Origin of the sequence: Acinetobacter sp. ANC 4173, from assembly GCF_004331255.1 — a bacterium.
Classification (GTDB): domain Bacteria; phylum Pseudomonadota; class Gammaproteobacteria; order Pseudomonadales; family Moraxellaceae; genus Acinetobacter.
Genome location: NZ_SJOF01000003.1, coordinates 37821 through 55205 on the forward strand (window position 1 = coordinate 37821; position 17385 = coordinate 55205).

General features: G+C 42.9%; 30 protein-coding genes and 1 pseudogene. 1 reads left to right on the forward strand and 30 read right to left on the reverse strand.

Features of this window, described 5'->3' with window-relative positions; translation table 11 throughout:
* Positions 1-437 precede the first annotated feature (437 nt).
* Both E0H94_RS04870 and E0H94_RS04875 read right to left on the reverse strand, forming a co-directional pair.
* Entirely contained in the window at positions 438-821 is a 384-nt protein-coding gene (locus E0H94_RS04870) for a hypothetical protein (RefSeq protein WP_131325401.1), read from the reverse strand.
* Positions 814-1071, reverse strand: coding sequence for a succinate dehydrogenase assembly factor 2 (locus tag E0H94_RS04875; RefSeq protein WP_131325402.1), 258 nt, complete (start codon positions 1069-1071; stop codon positions 814-816). Before E0H94_RS04875 ends, E0H94_RS04870 begins: the two co-directional genes overlap by 8 nt.
* A 186-nt stretch (positions 1072-1257) precedes the next feature.
* Between E0H94_RS04875 and E0H94_RS04880 the strand changes: the two genes are divergently transcribed.
* Entirely contained in the window at positions 1258-2430 is a 1173-nt protein-coding gene (locus E0H94_RS04880) for an acyl-CoA dehydrogenase family protein (RefSeq protein WP_131325629.1), read from the forward strand.
* Between the two features lie 55 nt (positions 2431-2485).
* On the opposite strand, the gene E0H94_RS04885 is transcribed toward E0H94_RS04880, so the two are convergent.
* The 28 genes and pseudogenes from E0H94_RS04885 to rplC form a co-directional block, all read right to left on the reverse strand.
* The gene (locus E0H94_RS04885) at positions 2486-3979 is read right to left on the reverse strand and encodes a flavin-containing monooxygenase (protein WP_131325403.1); all 1494 of its coding nucleotides are present in this window, start codon (positions 3977-3979) and stop codon (positions 2486-2488) included.
* Positions 3980-4173: 194 nt separating this feature from the next.
* Positions 4174-4539 (reverse strand): 50S ribosomal protein L17, encoded by a 366-nt coding sequence (gene rplQ / locus E0H94_RS04890; protein WP_116761942.1) that lies wholly within the window; start codon positions 4537-4539, stop codon positions 4174-4176.
* A gap of 18 nt (positions 4540-4557) precedes the next feature.
* Entirely contained in the window at positions 4558-5565 is a 1008-nt protein-coding gene (locus tag E0H94_RS04895) for a DNA-directed RNA polymerase subunit alpha (RefSeq protein ID WP_116761944.1), read from the reverse strand.
* A gap of 17 nt (positions 5566-5582) precedes the next feature.
* A complete protein-coding gene (gene rpsD, locus E0H94_RS04900) occupies positions 5583-6206 on the reverse strand; it encodes a 30S ribosomal protein S4 (protein WP_016168587.1) in 624 nt (207 codons plus the stop codon).
* A 12-nt stretch (positions 6207-6218) separates the two neighbouring features.
* Positions 6219-6605 (reverse strand): 30S ribosomal protein S11, encoded by a 387-nt coding sequence (rpsK, locus tag E0H94_RS04905; RefSeq protein ID WP_004281491.1) that lies wholly within the window; start codon positions 6603-6605, stop codon positions 6219-6221.
* 19 nt (positions 6606-6624) lie between these two features.
* Entirely contained in the window at positions 6625-6981 is a 357-nt protein-coding gene (gene rpsM / locus E0H94_RS04910) for a 30S ribosomal protein S13 (RefSeq protein WP_016168588.1), read from the reverse strand.
* Between the two features lie 107 nt (positions 6982-7088).
* Entirely contained in the window at positions 7089-7205 is a 117-nt protein-coding gene (gene rpmJ, locus E0H94_RS04915) for a 50S ribosomal protein L36 (protein WP_000867907.1), read from the reverse strand.
* A 20-nt stretch (positions 7206-7225) separates the two neighbouring features.
* Positions 7226-8545, reverse strand: a complete 1320-nt coding sequence (gene secY / locus E0H94_RS04920; RefSeq protein WP_171458285.1) for a preprotein translocase subunit SecY — start codon at positions 8543-8545, stop codon at positions 7226-7228.
* A 45-nt stretch (positions 8546-8590) separates the two neighbouring features.
* Entirely contained in the window at positions 8591-9031 is a 441-nt protein-coding gene (gene rplO / locus E0H94_RS04925) for a 50S ribosomal protein L15 (RefSeq protein WP_016168590.1), read from the reverse strand.
* Between the two features lie 3 nt (positions 9032-9034).
* Entirely contained in the window at positions 9035-9211 is a 177-nt protein-coding gene (rpmD, locus tag E0H94_RS04930) for a 50S ribosomal protein L30 (protein ID WP_000849088.1), read from the reverse strand.
* A gap of 6 nt (positions 9212-9217) precedes the next feature.
* Positions 9218-9715, reverse strand: a complete 498-nt coding sequence (rpsE, locus tag E0H94_RS04935; RefSeq protein WP_004657688.1) for a 30S ribosomal protein S5 — start codon at positions 9713-9715, stop codon at positions 9218-9220.
* A 2-nt stretch (positions 9716-9717) separates the two neighbouring features.
* Positions 9718-10068 carry a 50S ribosomal protein L18 gene (rplR, locus tag E0H94_RS04940; RefSeq protein ID WP_131325404.1) on the reverse strand — a complete coding sequence of 117 codons (351 nt, stop codon included), beginning with the start codon at positions 10066-10068 and terminating at the stop codon, positions 9718-9720.
* Between the two features lie 14 nt (positions 10069-10082).
* On the reverse strand, positions 10083-10616 hold the full coding sequence (gene rplF, locus E0H94_RS04945) for a 50S ribosomal protein L6 (RefSeq protein ID WP_131264509.1): 534 nt from the start codon (positions 10614-10616) through the stop codon (positions 10083-10085).
* Positions 10617-10629: 13 nt separating this feature from the next.
* On the reverse strand, positions 10630-11025 hold the full coding sequence (gene rpsH, locus E0H94_RS04950) for a 30S ribosomal protein S8 (RefSeq protein ID WP_116761950.1): 396 nt from the start codon (positions 11023-11025) through the stop codon (positions 10630-10632).
* 13 nt (positions 11026-11038) lie between these two features.
* Positions 11039-11344, reverse strand: coding sequence for a 30S ribosomal protein S14 (gene rpsN, locus E0H94_RS04955; protein ID WP_004754234.1), 306 nt, complete (start codon positions 11342-11344; stop codon positions 11039-11041).
* A gap of 9 nt (positions 11345-11353) precedes the next feature.
* Complete coding sequence (gene rplE, locus E0H94_RS04960; protein WP_116761952.1) at positions 11354-11890, reverse strand: 50S ribosomal protein L5; 537 nt, start codon at positions 11888-11890, stop codon at positions 11354-11356.
* 15 nt (positions 11891-11905) lie between these two features.
* Positions 11906-12223: a 50S ribosomal protein L24 gene (rplX, locus tag E0H94_RS04965; RefSeq protein WP_116761954.1), complete on the reverse strand. Its 318-nt coding sequence runs from the start codon at positions 12221-12223 to the stop codon at positions 11906-11908.
* 9 nt (positions 12224-12232) lie between these two features.
* Positions 12233-12601 (reverse strand): 50S ribosomal protein L14, encoded by a 369-nt coding sequence (gene rplN, locus E0H94_RS04970; RefSeq protein WP_001982634.1) that lies wholly within the window; start codon positions 12599-12601, stop codon positions 12233-12235.
* An 89-nt stretch (positions 12602-12690) separates the two neighbouring features.
* Complete coding sequence (rpsQ, locus tag E0H94_RS04975; RefSeq protein WP_016168596.1) at positions 12691-12948, reverse strand: 30S ribosomal protein S17; 258 nt, start codon at positions 12946-12948, stop codon at positions 12691-12693.
* A complete protein-coding gene (gene rpmC / locus E0H94_RS04980; RefSeq protein ID WP_004650482.1) occupies positions 12945-13142 on the reverse strand; it encodes a 50S ribosomal protein L29 in 198 nt (65 codons plus the stop codon). Before rpmC ends, rpsQ begins: the two co-directional genes overlap by 4 nt.
* Entirely contained in the window at positions 13142-13555 is a 414-nt protein-coding gene (gene rplP, locus E0H94_RS04985; RefSeq protein WP_016168597.1) for a 50S ribosomal protein L16, read from the reverse strand. The genes rpmC and rplP overlap by 1 nt, the downstream gene beginning before the upstream one ends.
* Positions 13495-14314: pseudogene (gene rpsC / locus E0H94_RS04990) on the reverse strand (30S ribosomal protein S3). Before rpsC ends, rplP begins: the two are co-directional and overlap by 61 nt.
* 1 nt (position 14315) lies before the next feature.
* Positions 14316-14645 carry a 50S ribosomal protein L22 gene (gene rplV, locus E0H94_RS04995; RefSeq protein WP_004691320.1) on the reverse strand — a complete coding sequence of 110 codons (330 nt, stop codon included), beginning with the start codon at positions 14643-14645 and terminating at the stop codon, positions 14316-14318.
* A gap of 9 nt (positions 14646-14654) precedes the next feature.
* Positions 14655-14930 (reverse strand): 30S ribosomal protein S19, encoded by a 276-nt coding sequence (rpsS, locus tag E0H94_RS05000; protein WP_004281508.1) that lies wholly within the window; start codon positions 14928-14930, stop codon positions 14655-14657.
* 13 nt (positions 14931-14943) lie between these two features.
* Entirely contained in the window at positions 14944-15768 is an 825-nt protein-coding gene (gene rplB / locus E0H94_RS05005; protein ID WP_116761960.1) for a 50S ribosomal protein L2, read from the reverse strand.
* A gap of 11 nt (positions 15769-15779) precedes the next feature.
* Complete coding sequence (gene rplW, locus E0H94_RS05010; protein WP_131325405.1) at positions 15780-16100, reverse strand: 50S ribosomal protein L23; 321 nt, start codon at positions 16098-16100, stop codon at positions 15780-15782.
* The gene (gene rplD, locus E0H94_RS05015) at positions 16097-16699 is read right to left on the reverse strand and encodes a 50S ribosomal protein L4 (protein ID WP_016168601.1); all 603 of its coding nucleotides are present in this window, start codon (positions 16697-16699) and stop codon (positions 16097-16099) included. Before rplD ends, rplW begins: the two co-directional genes overlap by 4 nt.
* An 11-nt stretch (positions 16700-16710) precedes the next feature.
* Positions 16711-17349 (reverse strand): 50S ribosomal protein L3, encoded by a 639-nt coding sequence (rplC, locus tag E0H94_RS05020; RefSeq protein WP_116761964.1) that lies wholly within the window; start codon positions 17347-17349, stop codon positions 16711-16713.
* Positions 17350-17385 lie beyond the last annotated feature (36 nt).

Consider the following 17385-nt stretch of genomic DNA (forward strand, 5'->3'; position numbering starts at 1 on the left):
TCTAATTCAAAGGATTACTTTGCCATGAAAAATAAAGAGAAAAATTGACTCTAGCGGCAATATTATTAAATTTTGGGCAAAAAAAAGTAGCATTGCGACGGTTCAGCACATGCTACCTATTAAATGAACGCCCAAAGGGCTTTATGTTTATGCAAATCGATTCTTCAGCACAGTTCCTAAACATCCTATAACAATTGCCAAGACCATCGCGACCATTAGAAACGACCAGGTTGGAAAAATCATAGCGATCTCCTCGGTTGCTGTTGGGTGGTTTTAATGTACAAAGAAAATACAGATGAATCTGTAAAAATTGTCTAACAATTCATACTTTATGCCAATAAATTAATTTTTTGTCTGACAAAGTATTAATGAGTTAATATTAAATAGTTGTTTTATATATTTTAATTAAATTGATAAAATTATTAGCTGTCTAACAATCAGAACACTTTTGCCAACAATTTCAGTTTTTTCCAGTCTTTGAGTGTTAACTGGTCACACCAAATGACATAGCTACAAGATAAGTGTTGTTGGAAATAAAGCACAATATAAAAATGATGATCGACCACTCTTGTAAGTCGCATGTGCTGTACAACTTGATCGGTTGGCTGAATAGACCATTCATCTATCGAAAATGCTTCAAAATAATGCAGTGTAGCGCGCTTGAATTGCATCCAAAATGAAAATAGCAGCATAATCAAAATAAGCACTGCCAACCACACAGGCAATAAAACCGAAACTAAACATTGAATAAGAAACAATAGACCGATCTGAAACACAATCGCCACGCGACTGCGTTTCAAATAATATGCGGTGTTAGCCATGAACGTAATGCTTTAATTTAAGAATAAATGTCTTAATTTCAGCACGTGGCGGTTCGCCAACTTCCATAAACCAATCGAGTAAATCAGGGTCTTCTTGTTCAACTAATTCCGCAAATAACGCTTTTTCTTCAGGAGCTGCCGCTAAATAATAATTTCGCACATACGGGTCAAAATACACATCTATTTCTTTTAAACCACGACGTGCACGATAAATCACTTTGCGTTCTTCAAGCGTCATTTCTTCGCTCATTGTATTCCCCTAGACCAAACAGAAGTGCCTTAGTTTAACCGAATCATTGGCGAAGTTTCGAGACATTTCCCATGAATGACCAAATCTACCAATTTTTTTATGGAATTGAGCATTGCTCACATTGCTCAAGTCACCACAGATCTTTTAAGTTCAACCTCACAATGATAATTAATGGACATCATAATCATGCAATCTGGAGCCATTCGCCCACTGCCCCACATGTTACCAAGGCAACTGTTCAATGCAGAACATGAAGCGTTCCGTGACATGGTACGCAAATTTTATACACAAGAGGTTGTACCGAATACCGAAAAATATGAACAGCAACAACATGTTGATCGAGATTTATGGAATAAAGCTGGTCAGTTGGGCCTACTCTGTGCCACCATGCCCGAAGCGTATGGAGGTTCGGGTGTTGACCGCCTATACAGCATGATCCTGATTGAAGAGCAAGCCTACGCGATGGACTCCGCAACAGGATTCTCTCTGCATTCCGACATTGTCGCCAATTATATTTTTAACTTCGGGAATGACGCACAAAAACAGCACTGGCTGCCGAAAATGGCAACAGGTGAAGTCGTTACCGCTATTGCAATGACTGAACCTAGCACGGGTTCAGACTTACAAGCCATCAAGACGACTGCTGTACTGGATGGCGACGAATATGTTATTAATGGCTCCAAAATTTTTATCACCAATGGTTACTTGTGTGATATGGCCATTGTGGTCTGTAAAACAGGACACAGTGACAAAGGTTCTGCCAATCTCTCACTGATTATGGTCGAAGCCAATCGTGTTGGTTTTAGTAAAGGCAAGCCGCTGAATAAAATCGGCATGAAAGGTCAAGACACCTGCGAGTTGTTCTTTGATGATGTGCGTGTACCCAAGCACAACCTTCTCGGTGTAGAAGGTATGGGCTTTATGATGCTAATGAAAGAATTGGCATGGGAACGTATGCTAGTGGCAATTCTTTGTCAGGCAGGTGCCGAAGCAGCATTTGCACATACCGTTCAATACACGAAAGGTCGTCAAGCTTTTGGTAAAAGCATTTCTAATTTTCAAAATACTCGCTTTAAATTGGCTGAACTCCGTACTGAAATCGATTTTTGTCGTGCCTATCTTGATCGCTGTATGCAACTACAACTTGAAGAGCAATTAGCTATTGATGCCGCAGCAGCGGCCAAATATAAAATTTCAGAGATGTTTTCCAAAGTGGTCGATGAATGCTTACAACTGCATGGTGGTTACGGCTACATGCTGGAGTATCCAATTGCCCGTGCGTATATTGATAACCGTGCCAATCGCATTTATGCAGGCACCAATGAAATTATGAAAGAACTGATTTCACGTACCTTATAAATTCAAAGAATCATAAAAAAAGGAGCTTAATGCTCCTTTTTCATTCTTCAGTCAGTTAAGAAACCAGTTTAGGCTTGCGTTGGTCATGTGATAGTGCTTTTTGGAACTTTAACACGGCATCTTCAAAGGTGGCATTTTTCAATTCCTTACGATCAGCCAAATAATTATTGGTGACTTTCCATGGTGCGTGCTTCCCCTGTTTCGGCATCACATTGGCAGCGCGGGCAATATAACCCGACGTCAAACTTCCCATGACCGTAGTATCTTCAAGCAATTCAGTCTGATCACCTTGCGGAATCACCTGCACATAACCTTTTTGATCCATATAGTTAATCAAACGGCAAATATAGTCGGCGGCAATATCCACTTTTAATGTCCATGACGCATTAATATAACCAATAATCATCGCCATATTCGGTACATCACTCACCATCACACCTTGATACAGCATATGCTTTGAGGTATCGATAGGCTGACCATCTAAAGTTGCCTTTAAGCCCCCTAAAATTTGAATGTCGAGGCCCGTCGCTGAAACAATAATATCCGCTTCGAGATGTTTACCGGACTTTAACAAGACACCTGTTTCTGTGAATCGTTCAATTAAATCAGTTTCTATACTGGCTTGACCAGAGCGTAAAATTTTAAACAGATCACCATCAGGCACCACACATAAACGCTGATCCCAAGGATTATAACTTGGGGTAAAGTGTTTCATATCCACTTTACCTTTCAATTGAAACTCAATTGATTTTAATAGGAATTTACGCAATAGTTTCGGTTGCTTTTGTGCCAATGCATAGATACCACGTTGCATCCCGATATTACGTGCACGGGTCAGTTTATACGCAAGCTCTTCAGGCAACACTTTACGCATTTTGTCATACACAAAATCGATCGATGGCACCGAAGCAATATACGTCGGTGAACGTTGCAACATGGTCACATGTGCTGCCCCACCTTTTGCCATAGCGGGCACTAAAGTAATTGCGGTAGCTCCACTACCAATGATAAGCACCTTTTTCCCACGATAATCTAAATTTTCTGGCCACTGTTGTGGATGAATAAACTCGCCTTTAAACTCTGGTTGATTCGGAAATTTTGGTTGATAACCGTGATCATAATTATAATAGCCCGTACAGCCGAGAATAAAGTTTGCCACCCAAGTCTGTTTCTTTTGCTTATGATCTTCAATTTCAACCACCCATTTTTGAATAGTCGAATCATAATTGGCAGAAATAACGTTATGCTTAAAATGAATTTTCGAGGCTAGTTGATATTCTTCTACAACTTCTGCCAGATAGCCTTTGATTGCAGCCCCGTCAGCCAATACACTAGATTGTTGCCAAGGCTTGAAATTATAACCAAAGGTGGACATATCTGAATCAGAACGGATCCCAGGATATTTAAACAAATCCCATGTACCACCAATACTCTCTCGACGTTCGATAATTTCATAAGAACGATTTGGATTATTCTTGGATAAATGTGCGGCTAAACCAATCCCTGAAATACCTGCTCCAATAATCAATATATCAATTTGCTTTTCCATGTTGTTTTTATAACCTGACTGATAATTCTATTTTATTAAAGCATAAATTTGACAATGATCAATGTCAAGTTGAGTGAATTCAGATGAAAATCATGTCATTTCAGGACAACAATGAATATTGTCGAACAGTAGACCATAAAAAAGGTCGGTTAAAAACCGACCTTTTTTAAGAACAACTGAGTTATCCTGCGAAATTAGTTAACTTCGCGATCTACTAGTTCAACGTAAGCCATCGGCGCAGCATCACCTGCACGGAAGCCCGCTTTAAGAACACGTAGATAACCGCCGTTACGCTCTTTGTAACGAGGGCCAAGAATGGTAAATAATTTACCAACAGTTGCTGCTGAACGAGTACGAGCAAACGCTAAACGACGGTTTGCAACAGTATCGTTTTTAGCTAAAGTGATTAAAGGCTCAGCTACACGACGTAACTCTTTTGCTTTAGGCACAGTTGTTTTGATCAACTCGTGCTCAAACAAAGAGTTAGCCATGTTTTGAAACATCGCTTTACGATGACTGCTTGTACGGCCTAATTTCACACCACTATTACGATGACGCATGGTGATAGTCCTACTTAATTAACGGCTACGATAGGCGAAACGATCGTCCATACGGAGACTAGCTGGTGGCCAGTTCTCTAAACGCATGCCGAGCTGTAAGCCCTTAGAAGCCAGAACATCTTTGATCTCAGTAAGCGATTTCTTACCAAGGTTAGGAGTTTTAAGTAACTCAACCTCAGTGCGCTGTACAAGATCACCAATGTAGTAAATATTTTCTGCTTTTAAACAATTCGCAGAACGAACAGTAAGCTCTAGATCATCTACTGGACGAAGCAAAATTGGATCAACTTCTTCACGAGGTTCTTGAGCAACAGGAGCTTGATCTTTTTGAAGGTCAACAAAAATTGCAATTTGTTGTTGCAAAATTGTCGCCGCTTTGCGGATTGCTTCTTCAGGATCAACTGTACCGTTGGTTTCAAGATCAATGATCAGTTTATCAAGGTCAGTACGTTGTTCTACACGCGCATTTTCTACGATGTAAGACACACGTTTGATTGGGCTATAAGATGCATCTAACTGTAAACGACCCACTGGACGAGTTTCGCCTTCTGGGAAACGTGAGTCAGAAGTCTCATAACCACGACCTTGAGCAACTTTCAGGCGCATTTTCAATGAGCCTGAAGCACTTAAAGTACCGATCAAATGTTCAGGGTTAACCACTTCAACATTATGAGGTAAACGAAGGTCAGCGGCAGTAACATCACCAGGACCTTGTTTCTCTAATGTCAAATAAGCTTCATTTTGATCGAACAGCTTAATAGACAATCCTTTCAGGTTCAGCAAGAGCTCGACGATGTCCTGCTGCAAGCCTTCCAAAGTACTGTACTCGTGCTCAACACCTTCAATTTCAACTTCAACCACAGCAGCGCCAGGTAAAGAAGAAAGAAGGATGCGACGTAAAGCATTGCCCAGAGTATGACCAAAGCCACGCTCTAAGGGTTCTAGAATAACTTTTGCCGAGGTCCCGCTAACCGCTTCGACCTTGATCGCTTGCGGAGTTAGAAACTCATTTGCAGTACGCGTCATTATTGCTACCTCAAGGATTATTTAGAATACAATTCTACAATCAAGCTTTCGTTGATTTCAGCAGGTAAATCAGAACGATCTGGTGCAGCTTTAAATGTACCTTCCAACTTAGAATGATCAATTTCCATCCAAGAAGGAATACCACGTTGAGCAGCTAATTCAACTGCATTTTTGATACGCAATTGTTGCTTAGCACCTTCGTGAACTGCAATCACGTCACCAGCTTTAACTTGGATAGACGCAATGTTAACACGACGACCATTTAAAGTGATAGAACGGTGAGATACAAGCTGACGAGCTTCTGCACGTGTAGAACCAAAACCCATGCGATAAACAACGTTATCTAGGCGGCTTTCAAGCAATTTCAACAAGTTTTCACCAGTTGCGCCTTTAACACGAGCAGCTTCTTTATAGTAGTTACTAAATTGACGCTCTAAAACACCGTACATACGACGTACTTTTTGTTTTTCACGTAATTGTAGTGAATACTCAGATTGTTTTGCACGGCTTTGACCATGTTGGCCAGGAGCTTTAGCATGTTTTTTAGTCTTAACGTCAAATGGTTTAACGCCAGATTTTAATTGCAGGTCTGTCCCTTCGCGGCGAGAGAGTTTGCATTTTGGACCAATATAACGAGCCATGAATGTTTCTCCTTACACGCGACGTTTTTTAGGTGGACGGCAACCGTTGTGCGGGATTGGCGTCACATCGGTAATGCTGTTAATTTTATAACCCACTGCACCTAAAGCACGAACCGCAGATTCACGACCAGGACCAGGACCTTTTACAAGGACGTCCAAGTTTTTCAAACCGTAATCTAAAGCAGCTTTACCAGCAACTTCAGCAGCTACCTGAGCAGCAAACGGAGTTGATTTACGTGATCCACGGAAGCCTTGTCCACCTGAAGTAGCCCAAGCCAATGCATTACCTTGACGATCAGTGATCGTTACAATGGTGTTATTAAAAGAAGCGTGAATGTGTGCAACACCTTCAGAGACGGTACGAGTGACCTTCTTGCGTGCGCGAGTATCTTTAGCCATCTTTTAGCTTCCAGAAATCTTATTTCTTAATAGGTTTGCGCGGACCTTTACGGGTACGTGCGTTAGTTTTGGTGCGTTGTCCGCGGACAGGCAAGCTGCGACGATGACGAAGACCGCGGTAGCAGCCTAAATCCATTAAACGTTTAATGTTCATGGAAATTTCGCGACGTAAATCACCTTCGGTCGGAACCTTAGTAACTTCTGCACGAATCGCATCAAGCTGAGCATCATCTAATTCACGAATCTTAGTCGTTGGAGCGATACCTACAGCAGCTAAGATGTTCTTAGCAGTGTGGCGACCAATACCAAAGATATAGGTGAGAGAGATAACAGCATGCTTGTTATCCGGAATGTTTACACCGGCAATACGAGCCATTCAATTTTCTCCAAAAAGGCAGTAGAGATAATCAACCGCCCCACAAAAATCTTGAGGGGCGGATAATAACCTAATTAGCCTACTGAAATCAACAGGTCTTGATCAGATTAACCTTGACGCTGCTTATGACGAGGTTCTGCGCTGCAAATTACGCGAATTACCCCATTACGACGGATAACTTTACAGCTACCACAAATTTTCTTTACAGAAGCTTGTACTTTCATGATGAAACCTCTAAGTGCGCTTATCCCTTCGGATGAGCAGTCGTTTTTCTCATTAACGTTTGATTATCATATTGATGAGATGTGAGATGTGCTTGCAATTGCGCCATGAAATCCATAACAACAACTACAACGATCAGCAAAGATGTACCACCCAGATAGAATGGAATACCAAAAGAACTTTGCAAAATCATTGGCATTAAACACACGATCGCAATATAAATCGCACCAATAAACGTCAAACGATTGAGAATATGATCTAAATAACGAGCAGTTTGCTCACCTGGGCGAATACCAGGCACATAAGCTCCGCTGCGTTTTAAGTTTTCCGATACTTCTTTCGGGCTAAATACCAGCGCCGTATAAAAATAACAGAAAAAGATAATTAACGCACCAAAGAGCACCAAATACAACGGCTGTCCAGGCGACAATAAAAGGGCCAAATCTTGAAGACTACGCTTGATTATCCCTGCACTCGGATCTGAGCTTCCCACCCACTGCCCCAAACTCGCTGGGAACAATAGTAAAGAGCTTGCAAAGATCGCTGGAATTACACCGGCCATATTAATTTTTAATGGCAAATGTGTCTGCTGTGCAGTAAATACACGACGGCCTTGTTGTTTTTGAGCGTAGTTTACTGGAATACGACGCTGCGCTTTCTCAATAAACACAATTGCTGCCAAAACACCTAGAGACAATAAGCCAAAAATAACCAAGCCAATCAGACTTGTTTGACCATTATCTACCGATGAAATTGATTGCATAATTAAATTAGGCAATCCAGCAACAATACCCGCGAAAATGATCATGGAAATACCATTGCCCACTCCACGTTCGGTAATTTGCTCACCCAACCACATTAAGAACATAGTACCTGCAACCAATGAAGTTACAGCAGGAACATAAAAAGCTAAACCAGCTGACAAGGTAATCCCTTGACTGATCAAACCTGCACACATTCCAGTTGCTTGCACCAAAGCTAAAAGCAACGTACCTTGACGTGTATATTGGTTAATTTTGCGCTTCCCTTGCTCTCCCTCTTTTTTCAAAGCTTCGAGTGATGGAATTACAGTCGACATTAACTGCACAATAATTGATGCAGAAATATACGGCATAATCCCCAAGGCAAGAATTGACATTCTTTCTAAAGCACCACCTGAAAACATATTAAACAAACCAAGGATTGTACCCTGGTTTGCATTAAAGAGATTTTCAAGTGCAGCATTATTAATGCCCGGTACTGGAATATGCGCTCCTAGTCGAAAAACCAACAATGCACCGAAGAGAAACATCATTCGGCGAATAATTTCACGATATTTCACGTAAAACGGTTGCCCTTTCATCATGTGAACATGACCTGAAGAACTAGGAGACATAGACACTCGCGATTACTCCTCGACTTTGCCGCCAGCAGCTTCAACAGCAGCTTTAGCGCCTTTAGTCAATGCAACACCTTGCACAGTGAATGCACGAGTAATTTCACCAGAAAGTACGATACGAGCACGCAACATATCTTTACGTACAACGTTTGCAGCTTTTAAAGTTTCTAGGCTAACAATGTCGCCTTCAACTTTAGCAAGCTCTGATAAACGTACTTCAGCAGTTTTTAAAGCGATTTGGCTAGTGAAACCGAATTTAGGTAAACGACGATATAACGCAGTTTGACCGCCTTCAAAGCCTGGACGAGTACCACCACTTTTACGTGAGTTTTGACCTTTGATACCACGACCACCAGTCTTACCAACACCAGAGCCAATACCACGACCTAGACGAAGATTATCACGCTTCGCACCTTCTGCAGGTGCAAGTTCATTTAAACGCAGAGTCATGGCTTATTCCTCTACACTAACCATATAGTAGACTTTGTTGATCATACCGCGGTTAGAAGGCGTATCTTGCACTTCTACAGTATGACCAATACGACGCAGACCTAAACCTTGTAAACAAAGCTTGTGATTTTTCAAGCGATGAGAAGAAGATTTAGTCTGGGTAACTTTAATCGTTTTCATGATTGATTACCCTTGAATTTGTTCTACAGAAAGACCACGTTTAGCAGCTACTTTCTCTGGAGAAGTCATATCACGCAAACCTTTGAAAGTTGCGTTTACAACGTTCGCAGCGTTTGTAGAACCGTAACATTTAGCAAGTACGTTGTGTACACCTGCAGCTTCAAGAACGGCACGCATAGCGCCACCAGCAATTACGCCAGTACCTTCAGAAGCAGGTTGCATGTACACACGGCTTGCACCATGACGAGCATTCACAGGGTGTTGTAAAGTAGTACCAGCAAGGTCTACAGTAATCATGTTACGACGTGCAGCTTCAAGTGCTTTAGAAATAGCAGCTGGAACTTCACGCGCTTTACCACGACCAAAACCTACACGACCATTACCATCGCCCACAACAGTTAATGCTGTGAAAGAGAAGATACGACCACCCTTAACAACTTTGGCTACACGATCAACGGCAACCAGCTTTTCAACAAGACCTTCGTTTTGTTCAACTTTAGCCATGATTAGAACTCCAAGCCGTTTTCACGAGCAGCATCAGCCAAGGCTTTGATACGACCATGATATTTAAAACCAGAACGGTCAAATGCAACTTTAGTAATACCAGCTGCTTTAGCACGTTCTGCGATTAAAGCACCTACTTTAGTCGCTGCTTCAATATTACCAGTTGAACCAGCACGTAAAGTAGCATCTAAAGTTGAAGCTTGCGCTAAAACTGTGCCACCATCTGCTGAGATAACTTGAGCATAGATGTGACGCGGAGTGCGGTTTACACACAAACGAGTCGCACCCAATGCACGAATGTGCAAGCGTGTGCTTTTCGCACGACGCAAACGGGATTGTTTCTTTTCGTTCATAAGAACCTCGCGCCTTATTTCTTCTTAGCTTCTTTACGAAGTACAACTTCATCAGAATAACGAACACCTTTACCTTTATAAGGCTCTGGCGGACGGTAACCACGGATATCTGCAGCAACTTGACCTAAACGTGCTTTATCAGCAGATTTAAGGATAATTTCAGTTGCTGTAGGAGTTTCAGCAGTTACACCTTCAGGAAGCGTATAGTCGATCGGGTGAGAGAAACCAAGGTTAAGGTTAACAATATTACCCTTAACCGCAGCTTTGTAACCAACACCGATAAGTTGCAACTTACGTTCGAAGCCTTCGCTAACACCTTTTACAAGGTTGTTAAGAACAGCGCGAGCAGTACCAGCTTGCATCCAAGCGTCTTTCGACTCAGCTTTTGGAGCTACAGCTACAATACCGTCTTCCTGTTTAAGCTCGACCAGCGCATGCAGGTTGAAAGACAATGTACCTTTACTGCCTTTCACTTCGACCTGCCGGCCGTTCTGAGTAACTGTAACACCGTTAGGCACAGTTACTGGGGCTTTAGCCACACGAGACATGAGGAATCACCTATTAAGAAACAAAAGCAACAACTTCACCACCAACGCCTGCAGCACGTGCAGCGCGATCAGTCATGATGCCTTTGCTTGTAGAAACAATTGCAATACCTAAACCTTGCTTAACGCTCGGAAGTGCATCTTTACCGCGATACTGACGTAGACCAGGACGGCTTACGCGTTTCACAGTTTCGATAACTGGTTTGCCTTCGAAATATTTTAAAGTGATGGTCAACGTAGCTTTGCCTTCAACTTCAGCAACTTCTACATTTGAAACATAACCTTCTTGTTGAAGTACGTTTGCAATTGCAACCTTCAACTTAGAATTAGGCATAGAAACAGATTGTTTCTTTGCCATTTGTGCGTTACGAACACGAGTTAACATGTCGGCAACGGTATCTTGCATACTCATTTCTAGTCGCTCCTTACCAGCTTGCCTTAACAACGCCCGGTACATCACCTTGCATTACTGTGTCACGTAATTTGTTACGGCTTAAACCGAACTTACGGAAGTAACCATGAGGACGACCAGTTAAACCACAACGGTTACGAAGACGTACTGGAGATGCATTACGTGGTAATGCTTGTAACTTCATCATCGCTTCGAAACGCTCTTCATCGCTTGCATTTACATTTGCAATCGTAGCTTTTAATTCAGCACGTTTTGCAGCAAATTTAGCAACTGTCTTTTCGCGTTTCAATTCGCGATTAATCATACCTTTCTTAGCCATATCGACCTCTTATTTGAACGGGAAGCCGAATGCACGCATAAGCGCACGGCCTTCGTCATCGGTGCGAGCAGTCGTAGTAACGGTAATATCCATACCACGAATACGATCAATCTTATCAAAATCGATCTCAGGGAACATGATTTGTTCTTTAAGACCCATAGAGTAATTACCACGACCATCAAATGATTTCGCAGAGAAACCACGGAAGTCACGGATACGAGGGATCGCAATCGAGATCAAACGGTCTAAGAATTCGTACATACGTTCGCCGCGTAAAGTAACTTTACAACCGATCGGCCAACCATCACGGATTTTGAAACCAGCGATTGATTTGCGAGCTAACGTAAGCACTGGTTTTTGACCAGCAATTGCTTGCATATCAGCAAGAGCACCATCAAGGAGTTTTTTGTCAGCAGCAGCTGCACCAACACCCATGTTGATCGTGATTTTAGTAATGCGAGGGATATCCATCACATTTTTAACGCCTAAAGTCTCTTGTAATTGAGCTTTAAGTTCGTCATTGTAACGCGTTTTAAGTCTGGCCATTGCCTTCTCAACCTATTACTTCGCTACCGCCACTGATTCACCATTTGATTTGTAAACGCGAGTTTTCACGCCTTCAGTCACTTGGTAACCAACACGGTCAGCCTTTTGGGTTGTAGCATTAAAAATTGCCACATTAGAAATATGAAGCGAAGCTTCTTGTGTAACGATAGCGCCTTCAGCACCTGTTGCACGGTTCGGCTTTTGATGCTTCTTAACCAAGTTAAGGCCTTCAACCATAACACGGTCATTAGAAACAGACAGAACAGTACCCTGTTTGCCTTTTTCTTTACCTGCGATCACAATTACTTGATCGCCTTTTTTAATCTTAGCCATGAGTGCCTCTTATAGAACTTCAGGAGCCAATGAAATGATTTTCATGAACTGTTCAGTACGAAGTTCACGAGTCACTGGTCCGAAAATACGAGTTGCAATCGGCGCTTTGTTGTTGTTCAAAATAACAGCTGCGTTATCATCGAAACGAATAACTGAACCATCTGGACGACGGATGCCGAATTTTGTACGTACAACCACAGCATTCATCACGTCACCTTTTTTAACACGTGCGCGAGGAATAGCTTCTTTTACAGTAACTTTAATAATATCGCCAACTGAAGCATAACGACGATGTGAACCACCAAGTACTTTAATACATTGTACGCGGCGAGCACCACTGTTGTCTGCTACGTCGAGCATAGTTTCGGTTTGAATCATTGCCCTACTCCAAAACCGTGCATCACCGGTCGCAATTTCGAAAGGCTCAAAGAGTACTCGAAATTGACCGATGATGCAAGAACGTTTAATTACTCAGCAGCAGCTTCAACAACTTCAACTAAAGTCCAAGACTTAGTTTTAGAAATTGGGCGGCTTTCTTTGATTGTCACAACATCGCCTAATTTAGCAGTGTTGTTCTCATCATGAGCATGTAATTTAGTTGAACGGCGGATTGATTTGCCATACAACGGGTGTTGAACACGACGTTCGATAAGCACAACAATAGACTTGTCCATTTTGTCGCTTACGACTTTGCCGGTTAACGTGCGGACTGTTTTTTCACTCATTGTCCGTTCCCCTGTTTTTCGGTAAGGAGGGTCTTAATACGAGCAATAGTCTTACGAGTAAGTGCAACTTCGTGCGATTTACCCAATTGACCAGTTGCCTTAGCCATACGAAGACGGAATTGGTTAAGCTGTTGCTCATCAAGCAAAGCTGTCAACTCTTCTACCGATTTTTCACGTAGATCTTTAGTTTTCATTACATTACCGTCCGAGTCACGATAGTGGTTTTAAACGGAAGCTTAGCAGCAGCAAGCGTAAATGCTTCACGCGCCAATTCTTCGTTCACACCTTCCATTTCGTACAGGATCTTACCTGGTTTGATTTCACAAACCCAGTACTCCACATTACCTTTACCGTTACCCATACGAACTTCTAATGGCTTTTCAGTAATTGGTTTGTCTGGGAATACACGAATAAAGATCTTACCACCACGCTTAACACGACGGCTAATGGTACGACGCGCAGCTTCAATTTGACGTGAAGTCATACGACCACGTTCAGTTGCTTTAAGCGCGATTGAACCAAATGATACTGTACTACCACGGTGCGCTAGACCAGTGTTACGGCCTTTTTGCACTTTACGGAATTTGGTACGTTTAGGTAGCAACATGGATTATTCTCCCTTGTCAGCAGCACGGTCATTACGACGTCCACGACGTTGCTCTTGACCTTCACCACGACCACGACCGCGTTTAGCTGGACGCTCTTCAGCTGGAGCTGGGTTCATGACTTGTTTCATGCCACCCAAGATCTCACCACGGAAGATCCACACTTTAACACCAATCGTACCGTAAGTCGTTTCAGCACGCATAGTTGAGTAGTCGATGTCCGCACGAAGCGTATGCAAAGGCACACGACCTTCACGATACCATTCTGTACGAGCAATCTCTGCACCACCTAAACGGCCAGAAACTTCAACTTTGATACCTTTAGCACCAGCACGCATCGTGTTTTGAACCGCACGCTTCATAGCACGACGGAACATAACACGCTTTTCTAATTGTGAAGCAATTGCTTCAGCAACTAAACGAGCGTCTAAATCTGGGCGATCGATTTCGTTGATGCTTACTTGCGCTGGAATACCCATAATTTGAGTAAGTTCACGCTGTAATTTCTCAATGTCTTCGCCTTTTTTACCGATCACGATACCAGGACGTGCAGTGCTAATAGTTACTTTAGCAGCGCCCGTAGGACGTTCGATAAGAATATTGCTGATCATTGCATTCTTAAGTTTTTTAGTTAAAAACTCACGAACTTGAAGATCTTTAAGCAAATATTCAGCGTATTGTTTCGGACTCGCATACCAGTTGGCGTTATGACGTTTTACAACACCAAGGCGGATACCGATTGGATGAACCTTCTGACCCATATCAAACCCCTACCTTAACGGTAATGTGACAAGTACGCTTAGTAATACGATCTGCACGGCCTTTAGCACGTGGCATAATACGTTTAAGGCTAGTGCCTTCATCAACGTAAATCGTAGTTACCTTAAGGTCGTCTACATCTAAACTGTTATTGTGTTCAGCGTTTGCAATTGCAGATTCCAATGCTTTTTTAACCAAAACCGCAGCTTTCTTGTTGCTGAAGTTAAGAATATTAAGCGCGTGAGCAACAGATTTGCCACGGATTAGGTCTGCAACCAAACGAGTTTTTTGTGCCGAGATAGCGGCACCGCGTAATTTAGCAGTAACTTCCATCATAGCACCTTAACGTTTAGATTTCTTGTCAACACCGTGACCGCGATAGGTACGAGTTGGCGCGAATTCACCAAGTTTGTGACCAACCATGTGTTCAGATACGATCACTGGAACATGGTTACGGCCATTATGTACAGAGATTGTTAAACCAACAAAATCCGGGAGGATCATCGAACGACGTGACCAAGTCTTGATCGGCTTACGATTGTTAGCAGCAATAGCAGCTTCAACCTTAGCGAACAAGTGCGCATCGACGAATGGACCTTTTTTCAATGAACGAGGCATTAGTCAGATTCCTTTACTTGACGCGACGATCGCGAATAATCATCTTAGTCGTACGCTTGTTGGTACGTGTCTTGTACCCTTTAGCTTTTTGACCCCATGGGCTTACAGGTTGAATACCTTTATTACGCCCTTCACCACCACCGTGTGGGTGATCAACTGGGTTCATCGCCATACCACGAACGGTAGGACGAACGCCACGCCAGCGTGCTGCACCTGCTTTACCAAGTGAGCGAAGGTTGCTTTCTTGGTTAGAAACTTCACCAAGAACTGCACGGCACTCAACGTGAATTTTACGCATTTCACCAGAACGTAAACGAACGATGGCGTAAGAACCGTCACGACCCAACAATTGAACTGAAGTACCAGCAGAACGAGCTAATTGCGCGCCTTTACCGATTTTAAGTTCGATGTTGTGAAGAGTAGAACCGATCGGCATGTTGCGAAGCGGTAAGCAGTTACCTGGGCGAATTGGAGCATCGTTACCAGATTGAACTTTATCGCCAGCGCGAAGGCCTTTAGGCGCGATGATGTAGCGACGCTCACCATCAGCATACAATACAAGTGCAATGTGTGCTGTACGGTTAGGATCGTATTCAATACGCTCTACAGTCGCAGGAATGCCATCTTTGTTACGTTTAAAGTCAACAAGACGGTAGTGCTGCTTGTGACCGCCACCAACGTGACGAGTCGTGATGTGACCGTTGTTGTTACGACCACCAGTACGTTTTTTAGCTTCAACCAACGGAGCATAAGGCGCGCCTTTGTGAAGATGGTCGTGAACGACTTTCTCTACAAAGCGACGTCCAGGAGACGTTGGCTTACATTTTTGAATTGGCATAATTCTCGTCCTTATTCCGCTGCGCTTTCAGCGGTATCGCCCAAGTCAGCCATTTCAACATCTTGGCCAGCTTTCAGGGTGACGTATGCTTTTTTAACATCAGAACGACGTCCTAATGTTTTACCAAAGCGTTTAGACTTACCTTTAGTGATCGTTGTGTTAACTTTAACAACCTGAACACCAAAGAGTTGTTCAACTGCTTTTTTGATTTCAAGTTTATTTGCATCAAGTGCAACTTTAAAAACTTGAACACCAGCAGTCTCACCTAAAACTTGTGCTTTTTCTGAGAATACAGGTCCTTGTAGGACTTGATAGATACGTTCGTTGTTCATCCGAGTTCTACCTCAATTTTCTTAGCAGCAGCAACAGACATAACAACTTTATCGAACGCAATCAAGCTAACAGGATCGATTGCAGTAGCATCAACCACATCAACGTGTGGAATGTTGCGCGCTGCTAGATATAGATTCTCATCTACAGCATCAGTAACGATCAATGCGCGAGTAGCATTCAAGTCGTTAAGTTTCGCAAGCAATTCTTTAGTTTTTGGAGCTGCAACAGCAATCTCTTCAACCAATACAAGACGATCTTGGCGAACAAGTTCAGCTAAGATACATTGCATTGCACCGCGATACATTTTGCGGTTAACTTTTTGAGACCAATCTTGTGGACGAGCAGCAAAAGTTTTACCACCACCAACCCAGATTGGGCTACGAATAGAACCGGCACGAGCGCGACCAGTACCTTTTTGACGGAATGGCTTTTTACCACCGCCAGATACATCAGCACGTGATTTCTGAGCTTTCGAACCTTGACGACCACCAGCTAAGTAAGCTGTAACAACTTGGTGTACAAGTGCTTCGTTAAATTCACGACCGAAAGCAACTTCAGATAATTCAACAGCAGAGCCGGAAACAGTTTTTAAATTCACGTTATTTCCCCTCAGGCCTTGATCGTAGGACGAACGGTAACGTCGCCACCAGTAGCACCAGGAATCGCGCCTTTAACAACTAGAACTGAACGTTCTGTGTCGATAGCAACGATCTCAAGACCCTGTGTAGTTACGCGTTCAGCACCTAAATGGCCAGCCATTTTTTTGCCTTTGAATACGCGACCAGGAGTCTGGTTTTGACCAGTAGAACCTAAAACACGGTGAGAAAGTGAGTTACCGTGAGTAGCATCTTGGGTACGGAAGTTCCAACGCTTAACACCACCTTGGAAACCTTTACCTTTAGACGTACCAGTAACGTCAACGATTTGACCAACTGTGAACAAATCAACAGTTAGAACACCACCAACTTCACGACCTTCAAGATCAGCTTCTGTAGCGCGGAATTCTTGAACTAGACGACCAGCAGCAACACCCGCTTTCGCAAAGTGACCTTTCTGAGCGTTAGTTACGCGAGATTCGCGACGTTCACCAGTAGTGATTTGAATCGCTTGATAACCATCAGTTTCAAGCGTTTTGATTTGAGTGATGCGGTTAGGATCAACCTCAATCACTGTTACAGGCACAGAAACACCAGCATCTGTAAAGATACGGGTCATACCGCACTTGCGACCGACTAAACCAATAGCCATGTGCATAACCTCTAAAAAAGCGGCCTAATTAACTTC